This window comes from Pseudomonas sp. 2, assembly GCF_056627435.1.
Window position 1 is genome coordinate 64,624 of the sequence record NZ_JBWXNG010000022.1, and the last position, 16,161, is coordinate 80,784.

Genomic DNA, 16,161 nt, shown 5'->3' on the forward strand with positions numbered 1-16,161 from the left:
GTTGCTAATCATTAACCGAGGGAGCGGGGCGAAAGCGTGACCCGCTCATAGCTGGGTGCGCGCCCGTCCGTGATACACACGCAAAATATCCGCCAAGACTGCCAGGGCAATCTCCGCGGGAGTGCGGCTTCCAATGTTCAAACCAATAGGCATATGCAGTCTGCTCACTTGCTCGTGATCGAGGCCGCCGATCCGAATGAGGCGCTCCGCGCGGGCAGACGAGGTGCGCTTGGAGCCCATGGCTCCGATATAAAACGCGTCAGTATTAATTGCTTCCAGCAGGGCTAGATCGTCGATCTTTGGGTCGTGCGTCAAAGCCACAACGGCAGTAGCTGCATGGCATCCGGCCTTAGCGATGTACATGGATGGCAGTACGCAGAGAAGCTCAACTCCATCGATGTTGAGATGCTTGATTTCTTCACGTGGGTCGCAAGCAATAACCTCAAAGCCCAATGTTTTCGCGAACTGTCCGCAAATCTGCGCCACGGGCGACAACCCGGCCAGAACCAGGCGCATCGCAGGGCCTATTGAAATGACGGCACGCGATGCGTTATGCGCCACTGTCTGGCTGCCGTTCGATGTCGTAGTCAGAGAAAAATCGCCATGTTCCAACTCCACTTGGCGAGTCAGGCGCAGCTGTCCTTTCAACGCCGCGAGTAAGTCTTGCAGGTGCTCGATCCATGTATCACAGGGTTTACGGTATTCAACCAGCAGCTCAAGCGCACCCCCGCAAGGTAGTTGTAACCTCGCACGTTCTTCACTGTCTCTGCCGTAAACGACATATTGAGCGGGGCTTCGGTATTTGCCTTCGCCTATGGCTTGGAGAAACTCTTCCTCAACACACCCACCGGACAACGAGCCTTGATATTGCAAATCCTCAGTGGCAATCAACATCGCTCCTGGTGATCTTGGGGCAGACCCGAATGTCGACAGCACCGTGCATAGCCATACCTCTCGGCCTTCCCGTGCCCATCTCAACGCGTGCTCTAGCACGATCACGTCCACATGTTGCATCAGATTTGCCACCTATCAGATTGGGCCATTCGGGTCTGTCCTATTTATCAACCAGGTACCCGCGATGACCGAGTCAGCGGCAACCTGAGGCGACGTTGACCCGTAGCGTTGGCGAATGCGTTTCCGATAGCGCCGGCCATGGGCCCTTGAACGATCTCTGCGGCACCGAGGAAAGGCTGCCCGGGCTGATCAATCAGGTGCACCTCTACCTTGGCAGGCAGCTGTGGAAACCTGAGAATCGGATATCCACTCCAGTCATAGCTGCGTACACCCCCTGCGTCGTATTCGACTGCCTCATACAGCGTCCAGCTCGTGGACTGGACGATGCCGCCTTGCACCTGATTTCGCAGACCATCCGGATTGACGATCTGGCCAACATCGACTGCTGTCACTACGCGTTCAATTTCAATATCACCGGTCTGTGGGTGGACGTTGAGCTCAACCGCTATCGCACAGTACCCCATGATGTTTTTGTACCTGGCGAACGCGAAACCAACGCCTGCGCCGGGTCGATGGGTTTTGATCGGCCAACCAAACGCATCCCTTGCTTGCTCGATGACGGCCCGTGCGCGAGGGTCTGTGAGGTGGGCTAACCGAAACTCCACGGGGTCGGTTCCGGCTTTTGCGGCCAACTCGTCGATGCAGGCCTCAATGGCGAAGATATTGATGTGGGCGCCCAGCGACCGCATCGCTGAGGTGCGAAACGGCATCACCGTTACGAAATTCATGTCGATGTTGGTGGAGGCGACTGTGTACAAAGGCACAGCGTTGCGGTCTCCGTCACCTTCGGGTTGTGCGATGGGGATCGACGGTGCTGATTTGAACGGGCGGGCGATTAATCGCGCCGCAATCAAGCGTCCGGCATTGACGATCCGTTCGTTATGCGGGGTCGTCCAAAGCTCGTAGTTCCAGTTTTGCAGTTTGCCCTGTGTGTCCAGGCTGGCTTGAACCTCGGTCAGCATTGCGCTGCTGTAGGGCTCCCACAGATTCTCTTGCTCTCGCATCCACTGTATTCGTATGGGGGAACCCGGAATACGCATTGCAATTAATGCAGCATCCGCCGCCGCATCATCAGCGCCGTTATGGCCGTAACATCCTGAACCCTCTGCATGAATGCATCGGACACGTTCCTGGGGCAGGCCGACCATCTGCGCGATACCCATTCGAAGTGGATAGACTCCTTGGCTGTGAGTCCAAACGGTAAGGACGCCGTCCTTGAACCACGCGACTGAGCAAGAAGGGCCGATCGAGCCGTGCATCAGATACTGCTTGGTGACAGACGCCTCGAAACTAGGGCCGATTGGCAACGATGGCTTGCCCTCATGGCTAATAGGGAACTTGGTGGCTGGGAGGCGAGTGAGCAATTGGTGGATCGATCGAGAATCAGGGATTGCATCCCCGCCGCTCCACTGGCTGAGTTCATAGCCGTGTCGCATGGCTTTGATCGCTTGCCACTCATCTTGAGCCACGACTGCCAGATAATTTCCGTCCTGGATGACCTGAGTGCCCCCTGGCAGTGCTTTGACCGACTCTGCGTCGAAGGCCTCCAGTGTGCTGTTGGGCCGTGGCGGGCGGATCACGCGTGCGTGCAGCATCCCTGGAAGCCTCATGTCCTGCACGAAGGCGGTACCGCCACTTACTTTCGCCGGTATATCCAGGCGTTGCAGTGAGCGACCGATCAGCTTGTAATCAGACGAAGGTGTCACGGTGGGGGCCGCCTTGGCATAACGATGCAGGTCAACCCCTTGTATTGCTTGCGCATAGGTCATGCGTTGCCCGGACGGACTCTCAATGATGCCGTCGGTGGTTTTGAGCGAGTTGGGTTCAGCTCCCCATTTGTGCGCGGCTGATTCGATCAGCAACTGTCTAACCTGGGCAGCGGCGTTGTATAGCGCGGTGCCGCTATCGAACATGGTGTGGCTGCCGGCGGTGTACCCCTCGTTTGGAGTGAGCGCGGTGTCAGCCGTCAGAAACGTAATAGCCGATGGCGTGACCTGGAGGCGTTCCGCTGCAATTTGCAGCAGCGCGGTCTTGACCCCGGTGCCTAGTTCAACCTTACCGGTATACACAGTGATGCCCTTGGAATCGATTCGAATCCATGCGTCCAGATAGGGGTTGGTACGCAGGCTTCCCGGCAAATCAGGGGCCAGAACGACAGTCCCCAGCGTGTCTACCTCGGTGTCAGCCAGCGCTTGACCCACAGGCAGCAGCGAAAAGGTGACTAATAACGCGCCACCACGCAGGAATGCACGACGACTTGGATCAAACTCATTGGCCTTGGTCATGGCTCGCTCCTGCTACGTGTTTGATCGCTTCGATGATCCGAAGGTGTGTGCCACAGCGGCAAAGGTTGGTTGCCATATGCTCTCGAATTGTCGGTTCATCCGGGTGAGGGTTGCGCTCAAGCAAGGACTGCGCGCGCATCAGCATCCCTGCTATGCAGTAACCGCATTGGGCCGCCTGCTTGTCTATGAATGCCTGTTGCAGCTGGCCTGGGTTCTCGGAAGTTCCGAGGCTTTCAACGGTACGGATTTTTTTGGACTCAAGGCTTGAGCAGGGGGTCAGGCAAGAGAACACCGGCTTGTTATCGATTAACACCGTGCAGGCGCCGCATTGGCCTAATCCACACCCATATTTCGCACCGTTCAAACCCAGATGGTTACGCAATGCATAGAGCAGCGGCATATCGGGGTCCAGCTCCAGCACATGAGATGATCCGTTAACGTTGAGAGTCGTGCTGGTCATTTCGCCTCCGGGCGCAATTCTTGGAGAGTGGTTGTGAGGTCTGCCCATGCATGGCCGGGTTTATGTTGCTCGCGCAGGTAGGTTGCCAGGACAGACAATTGCTGATTGCTGAGGCTGTTGGCAAACGCTGGCATGGCCGGACCTGGAGTACCGGATGCGGGAGGTATGCCTTCCAGGACTGTTTTGATGAAATTGCGTGAGGTCTCGGCGCTGAGCGCCGACGTTTGTGCGAGCCCGGGCCGACCGTCGATCTGCCGCATAGGTGCCGCGTCGCCGTGGCAACCGGCACATGATCCTTGAAAGAGATCCGCCCCCAGCTTTTGATCGGCTGCGTTGATCAACTGAACCTTTGCAGGGGAGGGAGCGGCCGGTGCGTCTTGAAGGCTCAGGAGATACTCGGCAATTGAATCGACCTCGCTGGCCGGCATCTTTGCCAGCCCAAGGCTGACCGGACGCATGGGGCCTGCCGGGGTGCCATGGCCGACTACAACTTGCGCGCGCAGATAGCTAACGAGTTGATCTTTCGTCCAGGGATTCTCGCCTCCGGACAAGCCCAGAAGAGAGGGGGCATGCCATCCATCAACGATGCCTCCACTCAACCATTTGCCAGATTTTTCAGCACCGAGTGCGTTGAGGGGCGAATGGCACGCCGCGCAGTGACCTGCCCCTTCCACCAGATACCGCCCTCGGTTCCAGGCCTCTGACTGCTCTGGTTTCGACTCTATGGGGTCGCCATGAAGAAATAGCAGGTTCCAAAAGAACACCAGCGGCCTGATGTTCATCGGAAAGGTCATTTGATTCTGCTTTGAGGGGGAGTTAACGGGCGGCCCGCTCATGAGATAGGCGTAGGCGTCTTCGATATCGCCGTCCGTCATTCTACGGTAGTGGACATAGGGAAATGCCGGATAGAGATAATGGCCATCTCTCGCAATACCCTCGCGCATGGCGCGTTTGAACGCGGGGTACGACCAACTGCCGATCCCTGTTTCCGGATCCGGGGTTATATTGGTGGTGTACAAGGTGCCGAACGGGGTAATCAAAGGCAGACCTCCTGCCAGATATTTTCCACCGGACGAGGTGTGACACACGGCGCAATCACCGGCCTCAGCAACTTTGGCGCCACGCAGAATCTGGGCGTCGTCAAACCTTTCCACCGAGGCAAGGGGCGCGATTGCGGGGCGCCACATTAAAATGACGACGCATAAGGCTGCGCAAACTCCCAGCATGAGCACAGTTAGCCAGATTGTTTTTACTTTCATAACGGTACCATTCATGGTTGGCGTAACCCGCAGTCGGCCTGCGAATGCTCTTGTCGCACTGGATTGCATAGTCCTGAACGTTACGAGATCGGAGCCAGGATCAGAATCCGTAGAATACGCAATACCGTTTTGCGTAGTGCGCAACACGGGTTGTCAGTCATTGGTCTTCAGCTAATTAATGCTGCAAGCTACGAACTCTGACTCATCTCTAGAACCTTCGCGGCTAATTATGGCGATTCGCTGGTAAGTGGGTAAGCTGAAGTTTAAATTAGCGATTTACTACTCATCCAGCGCGTCAGGCTGAGAAAACCTACTCCCGCACTTGGCGCTTCGCACGTGCCGATCCGAAGCGAATATCAACCCCATACCTTGTCGCCAACGTGCGCAGTCAAGCACAAACTGCGGGCCCTCGCTCAAGCCTCGATGGGTGATGGTCTTTAATTAAGTTGGTCGACTGATCTGCATTGGCGCCACTTCGAGGGCGTCATTCCTACAATCTTTCGAAATGTCCTTGAAAAATGAGCCTGATCAGCAAAACCACACTCTTGACTTATATCGGCTAGATTGAGTTTTCCTGCCATAAGCATTTCTTGAGCGCGATGGATCTTGCAATCCATAATCCATGCACTTGGAGATATACCTACGGCTTGCTTGAAAGCTCTAGAGAAGTGGCTGCGAGAGAGCGAGCACGCCCTGGCGATTTCGGCAATATGTAAGTTGTCATGGAGTTTGGATTGGACTAGCTCCGCAACCTTTTTTATTTTCCAGCAAGGAAGAGAAATTTGACTTGGATGCGATGCCGTAACTGAATCGAACTGGGCAACCAGCCCACCGCCTAAGGTGGGGGTGTCGATAGTATCTGCATGCGTAGAGATGGCATGTCCTAAGGATTTGACTAAAGTGTTGGCGGCTGAGTCAAAAGCTCTATTTTTGTTTGCTGTTTTTGTTTGGCTTGGGACAGTCATAGTGGTCATCTCTTGTCGTCGGATGATCAAGCTGCTGCGCCTCATGCGCCTTTACGGTCCTTCATGGGTGAAACTGAATCTAGTTCAGAATTTTTGACTGCGCCGCCTCTCGCCTATACGACCTAAGTCGTAACCCCTAGGGACAAGTAGCATGTAGATTTGGATGTTTAGTCGGAATTTTGACGCCTTAAATTCGATTTTTTGTCTGATATTAGTTCTGTAGGTACAGATCAATCCATATGAGTGTTGCTTATATGTCTTTGGTGTCTGAATGAGGTGAATTCTGCAGCTTAGTTAAGCGGATGAGATTGAATAACTAATGGATCTGCCTTGATCTAGTGAATGCAGAGCCGTTCTATTTTTTTCAACGTGTGCCGCGCCGGTACCGAGATGATGCGCGATTTTGATTTGGATCTTCGAAAAAGCGCTTGAGCGGGGACGCGACTGAGCTTGATTACGTCATCAGCGTTGAGCGCGTGACTCTAACCAACGCATGGGCCCATTCATGTGCTCAGGTCATTACAACACCGCACATCGATTCAATCCTGCTGACAGCGGAAGGAGAACACTTCCCCCAACGCACTCAAAAAAGGCCCAAGTCCATGCCCATGTCCCGTTCTGAACTCAGTCAAACGATTCTAGGCTCTGTCTTCGCCCTGTCGGCTTTCAGCATGCCTGTCTCCGCGTTCGCGGATGCAATCCCTCCCGTGGGCACTCAAGCACCAGGATTTTTTCGGCTAGCGGTAGGTGCTTACGAGGTCACCGCGCTATTTGACGGCTATAACGATTTGTCGCCGAGCCTGCTTCTAAACATGGATCAGAAGCAGATCCGAGGGCTGCTCGCGCGTCAGGCAATAAAAACCCCTAACGTCCAAACGACGTTCAACGCATTTCTGATCAACACGGGTGATCATCTTGTTCTGGTGGATTCTGGGGCAGGGAGCTGCATCGGAGGCACCGCTGGCAATCTGATTTCGAACATCCGTGCGGCTGGATACGCTCCCGAGCAAGTCGACACTGTTTTCCTGACCCACATGCATCTGGATCACGTTTGCGGCCTGGTGGACGAGCGCGGAAAGGCGTTGTTTTCGAAGGCTCAGGTGTATGCGTCCAAGGCAGAGGCAGATTACTGGCTTGATGAAGCTACTGCGGAGAAAGCACCGGAGAAGGCTCGGGAGGGGTTTGAGATCGCACAACATTCCCTGAGTCCTTACCGCGCAGAGGGACGGTTCAAAACATTCGTACCGCCTGCCTCGCCGATACCTGAGATCCACACCCGTTTGGTCTCTGGACACACCCCTGGTAGCACCGCCTACTCCTTATCCTCCAAGGGCGAGGAGATCGTATTCATTGGAGACATGATTCATAACGCTGCCGTTCAATTTGGCCATCCAGAGGTCGCAATCCGCTTTGACTCTGATCCGAAGAGGGCTGTCACGGTAAGAGAAAGTGAATTCTCGGAGCTGGCGAAGAAAGGCAGCTGGGTAGCTGCAGCCCACCTGCCGTTCCCGGGGATCGGGCACATTACCCCTGAGTCGAAAGGATTTCACTGGATCCCAGCACCCTACGGCCCCTACCAACGGCCCGATAACGTTCCTGTGATTAAGTAGTCACAAGTTGGCGTGGCTATTTCACGCCCGAAAACTAAGCGGGCGGGCTCGATGGCGAGCCCGCATTGAGCCTGTGCTCTGGGCTGTATTTCCATCGCCACGGATGCTGGCTCGCACGGAATGAGCACCTTCCTTCAAGGCAGGAGCTTGTCGCTTGAGTTAAAAATCCATGAGATTAGGCTATTTCTCTGTGACCCCTTTGGATGTCGTCAGCCATGGACAAGTTTTTAGCTCTCAACATGTTTGTCGAGACTGTGCGATGTGGCGGATATTCCGCCGCTGCGCGCAAGCTCGGGATTGCGACATCTTCTGTAACCCGACAGGTTGCGGCGCTTGAGGCTGAATTGGGTGCTGCGCTTTTGAACCGTAGTACCCGTCACAACAGTCCCACCGATGCTGGCACCGTTTATTTTGAGCGGGCCGTGGCGATCCTGGAGGCTGTCGCAAATGCAGACAGCCTCGTCAGCGACCGGGGTGGTGACGTCCGTGGTCGTCTGCGCATCAGTGTCCCAGTGGAATTTGGACGCAGGGTTATCGCACCGCACGTGGGGCGCTTTCTTCGCATGCACCCAGAACTCGAAGTTAGCTTGAGTCTGAGCGATGACATCATCGACCTCTCTAAGGAACGCGTGGATCTTTCCGTGCGTCTGGGTACCGCAGTATCAAGCGAGGATATTGTCTGCAAACCGGTGGGGCAGTTCGAGCGGTGGATCGTCGCCAGTCCAGGTTATTTGGTGCAGAGCTGCCTACCAACTACGCCTCATGACTTACTAGAGCACTCTTGCTTGAGATTCGACTACGGCAGCGCCCAGCAGGGTTGGCAGTTCCGTCAAGGGGACGAACATTTCTCGATACCGGTGACAGGCCGCTTTCAAAGTAACAACGCCGACATCTTGAGAGAGGCGGCGCTTGAAGGCCAAGGTCTGACATTACTGGCCGACTGGTTGGTGATGGACGATGTTCGCGAGGGGAGGCTGACGCGCGTCCTACCCGACTTTCAAGTTAATCCAGGCAACGCCAATGCCACTATCAACGTGATGTTTTTACCCAACCATCGAGGCTCGTCTCGTATAAAGGTATTTGTAGAGTTCCTTCAAGAACTCCTGGCTCATCGATGACCCCTCCCGCAACGCTGTCTTGCGTCTCGCATGTCTACTGCCTTATTCCGAACTGAATTAGCCTGCCTAAAAACATCTGTAGGCAGAGTCCAAATGAAGAACGAAATATCGCTGGTCTTTGATTTTCTAGATCCTTGGGGATGGGTAGCGGAGCGGCGTTTAAGGCTGGCCATGCGTAAGGCTCAGGTCAGAGGTCCAATCACCTATCTGCCTTGCCGTAGCTCCTGGTCGAGAAATGCTATCGGGCGGCACTTTGGTAACTATCAACAACTACGTTTTGGGAGTCAGGCTGAGACGCATGGCAAACGACTCATTGCACAAGCCTCCAGCCTTGGTTTGGAGCTCGACATTTTGAACGTCCAACGGATCCCTGACCCAGGGTTGGCCATGATCGCTCTCACTCATGAGCATCGACATGCTCCGGAGTTATTTGACGCGATTTACACTGCCATCTTTCGTGATGGTCTGGACATTGCCAATGTCGATGTCATGGCGGAGCTGCTGCAGGCCTGTTCGGCTGACATAAATATTGCAGCGCTGATGAACCAACGCTTTCTATCCGATGAATTGATCAGACACGAGCAGGTCGCAGCGCAGTGGTCGCGCAACCTGATCCCCTGCATCCGAATAGATGGCATCGTCGTCTCGGGCGCCCAGCCTGCGTCGATTCTTGAGCCGTTACTAGAGCGGCTGAACGGTGGCACGGTAACACCGGCTGATGCCTGAGTTCTGTCGGGTCTTGCGTGACACGCAACATTGTTGAGCTCTGGGCACTGCTTATCACCTTGCGGTCATTTGCTTAGAGTGACGGCATCGAGCAGGCATCCAGCGCTGCAGAACGCCGAACAACATAGCTGTCGGTAAGCACAGAACCAGAATCCTTCAATTAACTACCACCGGGAAATAGCCGGATGGACAAGCTGTTGCCTGCAAAAAGTGAGGCGTGTTTCACACCTTGCTTACATAAGAGCAAAGCACGGTTATGCCAGATCGCCGTCGCAGGTTTTTTTGCGAATAATTTGTCAGGTCATGACGTGGGAGTGATTGATCTACCTGCGAACAGGGTGCCTGGAGGTTCTTGCCTGACTGCTTGGCAGACTCAACGGGCAAAAGATTTCATGATTCAAAATATGAGCTCGGGAGTCTCAGTTTCTGAGGTCGCGAGAGCTTGCCATCTATCTCGCAGTCATTTTTCCCGAGCATTCAAAAACAGCACGGGCATCAACGCACGCGACTGGATTCGACGGGCGCGATTGATTCGCGCTGCGAACCTGCTCATGCATACGGATCAGGAGATTTCGCAGGTTGCTTTGGAATGCGGATTCGCGGATCAGTCCCACCTCACCAGGGTATTCGCTAACGCACTGGGTATCAGCCCTGGAAAATGGCGAGCACTGAGAAAAACATCACCTGAAGAACCGTCCTTGTCTTCACCACTTGGAGTGAGCGCGGAGTGATGCGCCGAGCGCTACGCAGCCTTGCGCGCCAGGGGCATTCCCCCCATAGGGTATGGAACATAGCCTTATGCATGAACTTTATCTTTCGGAAGGCCAAGAGATGTCCGCGGAAAATCGAACCGTTTCATCGTTACCCACCAGCGCCAACAACGTACATCCAGTTCTCTCAAGGACATTGGTGGTCTTGCTCGCGTTTTGCTGTGGCGCCGTTGTAGCGAACCTTTACTATTCCCAGCCGATCATCTCGGTAATCGCACCGAGTATTGGGCTTTCGGAGGAGCACGCCAGTCTGATTGTTTCTTTGACACAGTTGGGCTACGCGATGGGGTTGTTATTCCTGGTGCCGTTGGCGGATCTGTTTGAAAACAAGAAATTGGTCATTGGTTTCACCGTGGTGGCAGGCCTCTTCCTTGCCATTGCCGGTTTCGCAGAATCAGCGCCGATCTTCCTGGTCGCTTCCCTCTGCGTCGGTCTGAGTTCGGTGGCTGTTCAGATGTTGGTACCGCTTGCCGCACACATGGCTCCAGAAAAAAACCGGGGTCAGGTTGTCGGCAATATTATGAGCGGACTACTCCTCGGCATTCTGTTGTCCCGCCCGCTCGCTAGCGTTCTGTCGGAGGTACTGGGTTGGCGTGGTGTTTTCCTGAGTGCTTCTGTGCTTATGATTGTGATCGCTGTGTTGGTGATGATGCTTGTGCCTGAACGTGTCCCCAATCATCACATTGCCTACACGCACCTGATCAAATCAGTATTTACCCTGGCCAAGAAATTCCGAGTCCTGCGTCAGCGATCCCTCTATCAAGGTCTGCTGTTTGCCACGTTCAGCATGTTCTGGACAATCGTGCCATTCGAACTGACACGCCATCACGGTTTCACCCAAAGCGGCGTAGCATTTTTTGCGCTGGTTGGCGCGGTGGGAGCTATCGCGGCGCCGATTGCTGGCCGGTTGGCGGACGCTGGGCACACCAAGACCGGGACACTGGTCGCGCTCATACTTGCGCCGCTTGCGACCCTGTTGGGTTTGATCCCGGGTTTGGGTTTCGCGGGACTCGTCGCTGCAGCTATTTTCTTGGACTTCGCAGTACAGCTGAACATGGTGTTAGGACAGCGAGCGGTCTACGAGCTCGACCCGCAGAGCCGTGCTCGACTTAACGCCGTGTACATGACCAGTATTTTCGCCGGCGGGACTATAGGCTCTCTAGTGGCGAGCCAAATCTATGAAACTTTCGGCTGGGGCGGTGTGACATTGGCAATGTTATGCCTGGCGGGACTGGCGCTGTTGTTGTCTGCCCTTAATACGGCTCGACGTGGTAGCGAAATAGCCACTGGAGCGCTGTAGCCTGCTTGCGAACCCATCACGTTCCGAGGTCGACGAGCTTCAAGTTGCGGGTCTTGCCTATGGAGGTGAGGGCGAGGGCGCTTGGGGTACCTGAGCGGGCACGCGTCCAACTTCTACGTCGTCGATCTGAGAGACCCTGATTCATTCTGTTTTCTAACAGCCTGAGAGAGATGTGCGTCGGTGATTCAGGACTTCACCCAAATCACCGACGCGACGTGAGGCTGTGAGCGCAGTTACTGACTCACCATTTCTAGAATGGTCCCCGTTGGGATACTGACCAAGGCATATTTGCCCTTGATCTCTACCCATTGCTCATGTTCACCAGGGGCTTTCAAATGCCTGGCCTTCCAGTCTTTGACGGCGAGGTCGGGGCGCTGATATTCGTCTGGCACATTGTCCCCAGCCTTGATTTCGCGTACCCCGGCGCCTGGACGATCCAGCTTTACGCTTGGCTCGTCGGCTGCGAAGGTTGCGCTGGCGATGCTGCAAAGTCCGGTCAGGACCAATGCTGTGAAGATCTTCTTTGTGTTCATCGGTAATCCCCCAAATGAGATGAGTACGGACTGAATGACCGGCCTTAACAATGAGGATTCCAATTTCTTGACCGATTCTTGATAGGCGGCCAACCTGAAGGGCTTATGCTTACTGCCAAGATCCTGCTCATGCACCCAAGCTATTTGGCTGGCAGAACTGTCTAATTGCGTTGAGTCCGGCACCAGAGCGAGCAGCCTGCCAGGATCATTTGGCAAGGATGGGTCTGACATCATTCACTTATGCGATACCGACTTCCAACAGGGTGGTCACATCAATGGCTGACTGGCTACTCCACACCAACGCATCTTTTGATCGCCTTCGACATCATGACTGGTCGAAAACGTCCTTAGGGCCGTTGGACCGTTAGCCTGACGTATTGAGAACGACGGTTGCACTGGCGCTGGCCTCTCAATTTCCGCAAGCCATTGTTTGGGGCCCGGATCTTATCACGATTTACAACGAGGCATTTGTGCCGATCCTGGGTAAGAAGACGGACACCTTCGGCAAACCTTTTCCCGAGATCTGGCAGGAGGCATGGGAGCATATCCGGCCTATTGCTGAGGCCGCATATGCGGGTGAGCCTACTTTTATTGAAAATTTTCCGCTGATGATTGATCGCTCCGGCAGCCTCGAGCAAGCTTATTTCACATTTTGCTACAGCCCGATCCGTGACAGCCAAGGGCAGGTGGTCGGTCTGCTCGATACCGTTGTTGAAACAACTCAGGGTGTGATGGCGACACAGCGCCTCGAAATTCTCGAGGCCATTGGCAGCGCGGCTTCGAGCGCTGTCGATCCGCTTGCGATCATGGAGTCAACCTGTCGCAGAATGGTTGAACATATGCACCTTTCCAATTGTGCGTATGCCGACATGGATGACGATGCGGACGGTTTCACCATTCGCGGTGATTGGGCGGATAAACAGGCGCCCAACATTGATGGGCACTATCAGCTGACTGATTTTGGTGTCTTGGCGGTACAAGCTCTAAGCGCTGGCAAACCCTTGGTTATCAATGACAACTCGATAGAGATCGCGCCGCATGAGGCGGCGACGTTTCAGGCCATAGGTATTGCTGCAACGGTATGTGTACCCCTTATCAAGGCCGGCAAACTCACCGCGCTGATGGCGATCCACGACAGCGTTCCGCGCAAATGGTCAGCCTATGAAGTGACGCTCTTGCTGCAAGTCGCTGACCGCTGTTGGGCACACATTGAACGTGCCAGAGCCGACATTACGGTGCGAGAAGGGATTAAAGCCTTGTCGATGTTGAATGCTACCTTGGAAAAGCGAGTGGAAGAACGATCTGCTCTTCTGGCGCACGCTGAGGCAGCGTTACGGCAATCGCAGAAGCTTGAAGCCATCGGACAACTTACCGGCGGCGTGGCTCACGACTTCAACAATCTGTTAACGATCATCCGATCCTCGGTCGATTTTCTTCAGCAGCCCGGTTTGGCGAGCGAGCGTAAAACACGTTACCTGAAAGCGATTTCCGACACGGTTGATCGGGCGTCGAAGCTTACCAGACAGCTCCTTGCATTCGCGCGCCGACAGCCTCTCAAACCAGAGGTGTTCGATGCCAGCAGTCGGGCAGAAGCCATAGGCGATATGTTGGGTACTGTTACAGGAGAGCTGATCCATATCGAAGTCGTGCTCCATGATGACGAATGCTACGTACTGGCCGATATCAGTCAATTCGAGACCGCTATTGTGAACATGGCCTTGAACGCCAGAGACGCAATGGGTGGCGAAGGTACTCTGCTGCTGAGTGTGAGACAGTGCGAGGCCCTGCCATCGATACGTGGGCACCTTGGGACGGATCAGCCGCATGTTGCGATTTCTCTCGCTGACACGGGGGGTGGAATTGCTCCAGAAGTGTTAGAGAAAATCTTTGAGCCGTTTTTCACTACCAAGGATGTGGGTAAAGGCACAGGGCTCGGCTTGTCACAGGTGTTCGGATTCGCCAAGCAGTCGGGTGGCGATATTGACGTGCAGACCGCGTTTGGTCATGGATCGATATTCACGCTTTATCTGCCAAAAGTGCAAGCGCCTGTAGCCCGATCCTCCATCGACACAGCGGCATCGCAACTGCCTGTCGCGTTCACATCCAAACGGATTTTGGTAGTGGAAGACAATGTGGAGATCGGCCAAATCGCTGTACAGATTCTTGAAGAGCTCGGCTTTGTTGCCGCACGTGCTTTCGATGCGAAAGAGGCATTGCTGATGATGGGGGAGGACGCCCAACAGTACGACGCGGTGTTTTCGGACATAGTGATGCCCGGCGATAGCGGTGTGTCGCTGGCTCATGAGTTGCGCCGGCGTCGTGTCGATTTGCCGATTGTGCTGACGTCCGGGTACAGCCCGGAACTCCGGGACATCGGGATCAGCGAATTTGATTTTTTGCCTAAGCCTTATTCGGCAAAGCAGATCAGGAAAGCTCTCGGAAAAGCGATGTCCAAATGACCGAATCAGCGTAGCTGCCTCGTGGGTCTGGAGTCTCGGCTGGTCGACCTCGAGCGGGCCCATGCCCTGTGCAACGTTCGCAGCCAAGACGCCCTCGCGAGCATTTTTCATCTTGTCCGAACCACCTGATGACTTCGCAGCTTTCGCAGCCCGTCGCGCATCCATGAGCTGATCCACCAGCCGCCGCCGATCACCCTCATCGAGCGAGGGATTCGAACAACGCCACAGCCGTCCCCTGACAACAAGGTAGCGGCCATCCGTGGATTCAACGCTGTGGCCGCAGGTCTGGGGGGATCTGGCCGATGCCCACCGCCGAATGGGATCATCTGAGAATGTTGGCAAGATTATTCTGACGATGCAGCCAGAAGATCTCCTCTGACTCCAGAAGGGCTTGAGCTTAATGTTCTACCCCTCAGGCCTTTGTTCTCAAAGGCCTGTCGGTATGCTTGCATGTCTTGATAAATAAAAGGGGTTGGGCGAGCGGTTCTGAGAATCCATTGCTGCCATTGGTCGGATCATCAAAACGCCTCTTGTTCGATTCTCACTAAGCAAGGACAAGATCAAGAGCCTTGGGCACTCGATGACCTCCATCAGATGGTGAAGCTACACCTTGGAGTTTCGGCTTAATGCGATGACTGTCAGAGATGACCTGGCTTCGTATCAGGGAATGGAGTGGGTGGGATGAGTTACTGGTATCGATTGAAAGAAGATCGCGGTATTGGGATTTTCAGCTGCGTGAGGCAAGTCAGAGAGCAGATCCTTTCATGTATGCCTGCGAATGGGGTCTGCACTGTGGTCGTCGGCCTACATCGATTCACGGGGACTTCTTACGTTTATATGGATGACGAGCAGGTAGCGCGAGTGCTGGGCGCTGTTCAATGCCAAATGCCTCGTCCCTCTCCGATCTTCAAGGTGACCTCCCGCGAAATTGTCCAAGGCGGCGCAGCAGCGCCGGACTTTCCTAACATGAGCGGTGTCCGGCACAGGGTAGACAACAGCTGAAACCTGACAAGCGTGATCGTGTGCACGTCGGAGCTATTCGACTGTCGGATGCATTGGATTTCATCGCAACATTCGATAAATGCCGCGTCCCTTGGTGCATCGGCTAAAGCCTTTGGAGTTACGCCCACGAATCAGTCTGGTTCAACCTCATGCCATCACCTGAAGGTTTTGATAACGATCCTGCGCTGAACTTTTGAGATGAAATCTGCTTCCTTATTGGAATGGGTGTGTGTTCTCACGCGCATTCATTTGTCTATCCGTCTGGAGGAATATGCACATGGCTCGTGGAAGCAAAGACAAGTACACCCAAGAGCAGAAGCGCAAAGCCGAGCGTATTGAAAAAAGTTACGAGCAAAAGGGCACACCGAAAGATGAGGCCGAAGCCCGCGCTTGGGCCACGGTTAACAAGCAGTCGGGAGGAGGAGACAAGGCTGGTGGCTCGGGCAAGATAACGTCGCAGTCGGCAAAGCGAAAGGCGAAGGAAGACGCTGGCAGGAGAGCCGCACAGACGCGTGATGGTCATGCGCGCGATTCCAAGGCATCGCTCGAAACCCAGAGCAAGGACAGCTTGATGAGTGAGGCGCGCAGTCGCGATATCCGAGGACGCTCGAAGATGACCAAAGCACAGCTGGTTGAGGCCCTTCGAAGTCACTGAGCGTG

General features: G+C 54.7%; 13 protein-coding genes. 7 read left to right on the forward strand and 6 right to left on the reverse strand.

Features of this window, described 5'->3' with window-relative positions:
* Positions 1-45 precede the first annotated feature (45 nt).
* From AC1MEK_RS27130 to AC1MEK_RS27150, 5 genes are all read right to left on the reverse strand, one after another.
* Positions 46-1,014 (reverse strand): XdhC family protein, encoded by a 969-nt coding sequence (locus AC1MEK_RS27130; RefSeq protein WP_480399329.1) that lies wholly within the window; start codon positions 1,012-1,014, stop codon positions 46-48.
* Between the two features lie 47 nt (positions 1,015-1,061).
* Complete coding sequence (locus AC1MEK_RS27135; protein WP_480399330.1) at positions 1,062-3,299, reverse strand: xanthine dehydrogenase family protein molybdopterin-binding subunit; 2,238 nt, start codon at positions 3,297-3,299, stop codon at positions 1,062-1,064.
* Positions 3,283-3,759: a (2Fe-2S)-binding protein gene (locus tag AC1MEK_RS27140; protein WP_480399331.1), complete on the reverse strand. Its 477-nt coding sequence runs from the start codon at positions 3,757-3,759 to the stop codon at positions 3,283-3,285. Before AC1MEK_RS27140 ends, AC1MEK_RS27135 begins: the two co-directional genes overlap by 17 nt.
* Positions 3,756-5,033 (reverse strand): cytochrome c, encoded by a 1,278-nt coding sequence (locus AC1MEK_RS27145; protein WP_480399332.1) that lies wholly within the window; start codon positions 5,031-5,033, stop codon positions 3,756-3,758. Before AC1MEK_RS27145 ends, AC1MEK_RS27140 begins: the two co-directional genes overlap by 4 nt.
* Before the next feature lie 422 nt (positions 5,034-5,455).
* Positions 5,456-5,992 (reverse strand): helix-turn-helix transcriptional regulator, encoded by a 537-nt coding sequence (locus tag AC1MEK_RS27150; RefSeq protein WP_480399333.1) that lies wholly within the window; start codon positions 5,990-5,992, stop codon positions 5,456-5,458.
* A 599-nt stretch (positions 5,993-6,591) separates the two neighbouring features.
* Here AC1MEK_RS27150 and AC1MEK_RS27155 point away from each other — a divergent pair.
* From AC1MEK_RS27155 to AC1MEK_RS27175, 5 genes are all read left to right on the forward strand, one after another.
* On the forward strand, positions 6,592-7,593 hold the full coding sequence (locus AC1MEK_RS27155) for an MBL fold metallo-hydrolase (protein WP_480399334.1): 1,002 nt from the start codon (positions 6,592-6,594) through the stop codon (positions 7,591-7,593).
* 215 nt (positions 7,594-7,808) lie between these two features.
* Complete coding sequence (locus AC1MEK_RS27160) at positions 7,809-8,711, forward strand: LysR family transcriptional regulator (protein ID WP_480399335.1); 903 nt, start codon at positions 7,809-7,811, stop codon at positions 8,709-8,711.
* A gap of 93 nt (positions 8,712-8,804) precedes the next feature.
* Positions 8,805-9,437, forward strand: a complete 633-nt coding sequence (locus tag AC1MEK_RS27165; protein WP_480399336.1) for a DsbA family oxidoreductase — start codon at positions 8,805-8,807, stop codon at positions 9,435-9,437.
* A 185-nt stretch (positions 9,438-9,622) separates the two neighbouring features.
* On the forward strand, positions 9,623-10,168 hold the full coding sequence (locus tag AC1MEK_RS27170; RefSeq protein ID WP_480399337.1) for a helix-turn-helix domain-containing protein: 546 nt from the start codon (positions 9,623-9,625) through the stop codon (positions 10,166-10,168).
* 67 nt (positions 10,169-10,235) lie between these two features.
* The gene (locus tag AC1MEK_RS27175; protein WP_480399338.1) at positions 10,236-11,507 is read left to right on the forward strand and encodes an MFS transporter; all 1,272 of its coding nucleotides are present in this window, start codon (positions 10,236-10,238) and stop codon (positions 11,505-11,507) included.
* Between the two features lie 233 nt (positions 11,508-11,740).
* On the opposite strand, the gene AC1MEK_RS27180 is transcribed toward AC1MEK_RS27175, so the two are convergent.
* Positions 11,741-12,271, reverse strand: coding sequence for an RcnB family protein (locus tag AC1MEK_RS27180; RefSeq protein ID WP_480399339.1), 531 nt, complete (start codon positions 12,269-12,271; stop codon positions 11,741-11,743).
* A gap of 500 nt (positions 12,272-12,771) precedes the next feature.
* Between AC1MEK_RS27180 and AC1MEK_RS27185 the strand changes: the two genes are divergently transcribed.
* Both AC1MEK_RS27185 and AC1MEK_RS27190 read left to right on the forward strand, forming a co-directional pair.
* Positions 12,772-14,499, forward strand: coding sequence for an ATP-binding protein (locus AC1MEK_RS27185; protein ID WP_480399384.1), 1,728 nt, complete (start codon positions 12,772-12,774; stop codon positions 14,497-14,499).
* Between the two features lie 1,279 nt (positions 14,500-15,778).
* Positions 15,779-16,156 (forward strand): termination factor Rho, encoded by a 378-nt coding sequence (locus tag AC1MEK_RS27190; RefSeq protein ID WP_480399340.1) that lies wholly within the window; start codon positions 15,779-15,781, stop codon positions 16,154-16,156.
* Positions 16,157-16,161 lie beyond the last annotated feature (5 nt).

What these genes read in the sequence shown, in the direction of transcription:
- AC1MEK_RS27170 (WP_480399337.1), top strand. Translation starts at nt 9,623, where the DNA reads ATGGACAAGCTGTTGCCTGCAAAAAGTGAGGCGTGTTTCACACCTTGC.
- AC1MEK_RS27180 (WP_480399339.1), bottom strand. Translation starts at nt 12,271, where the DNA reads ATGTCAGACCCATCCTTGCCAAATGATCCTGGCAGGCTGCTCGCTCTG.
- AC1MEK_RS27130 (WP_480399329.1), bottom strand. Translation starts at nt 1,014, where the DNA reads ATGCAACATGTGGACGTGATCGTGCTAGAGCACGCGTTGAGATGGGCA.
- AC1MEK_RS27145 (WP_480399332.1), bottom strand. Translation starts at nt 5,033, where the DNA reads ATGAATGGTACCGTTATGAAAGTAAAAACAATCTGGCTAACTGTGCTC.
- AC1MEK_RS27135 (WP_480399330.1), bottom strand. Translation starts at nt 3,299, where the DNA reads ATGACCAAGGCCAATGAGTTTGATCCAAGTCGTCGTGCATTCCTGCGT.
- AC1MEK_RS27190 (WP_480399340.1), top strand. Translation starts at nt 15,779, where the DNA reads ATGGCTCGTGGAAGCAAAGACAAGTACACCCAAGAGCAGAAGCGCAAA.
- AC1MEK_RS27155 (WP_480399334.1), top strand. Translation starts at nt 6,592, where the DNA reads ATGTCCCGTTCTGAACTCAGTCAAACGATTCTAGGCTCTGTCTTCGCC.
- AC1MEK_RS27165 (WP_480399336.1), top strand. Translation starts at nt 8,805, where the DNA reads ATGAAGAACGAAATATCGCTGGTCTTTGATTTTCTAGATCCTTGGGGA.
- AC1MEK_RS27150 (WP_480399333.1), bottom strand. Translation starts at nt 5,992, where the DNA reads ATGACCACTATGACTGTCCCAAGCCAAACAAAAACAGCAAACAAAAAT.
- AC1MEK_RS27140 (WP_480399331.1), bottom strand. Translation starts at nt 3,759, where the DNA reads ATGACCAGCACGACTCTCAACGTTAACGGATCATCTCATGTGCTGGAG.
- AC1MEK_RS27185 (WP_480399384.1), top strand. Translation starts at nt 12,772, where the DNA reads ATGGCGACACAGCGCCTCGAAATTCTCGAGGCCATTGGCAGCGCGGCT.
- AC1MEK_RS27160 (WP_480399335.1), top strand. Translation starts at nt 7,809, where the DNA reads ATGGACAAGTTTTTAGCTCTCAACATGTTTGTCGAGACTGTGCGATGT.
- AC1MEK_RS27175 (WP_480399338.1), top strand. Translation starts at nt 10,236, where the DNA reads ATGCATGAACTTTATCTTTCGGAAGGCCAAGAGATGTCCGCGGAAAAT.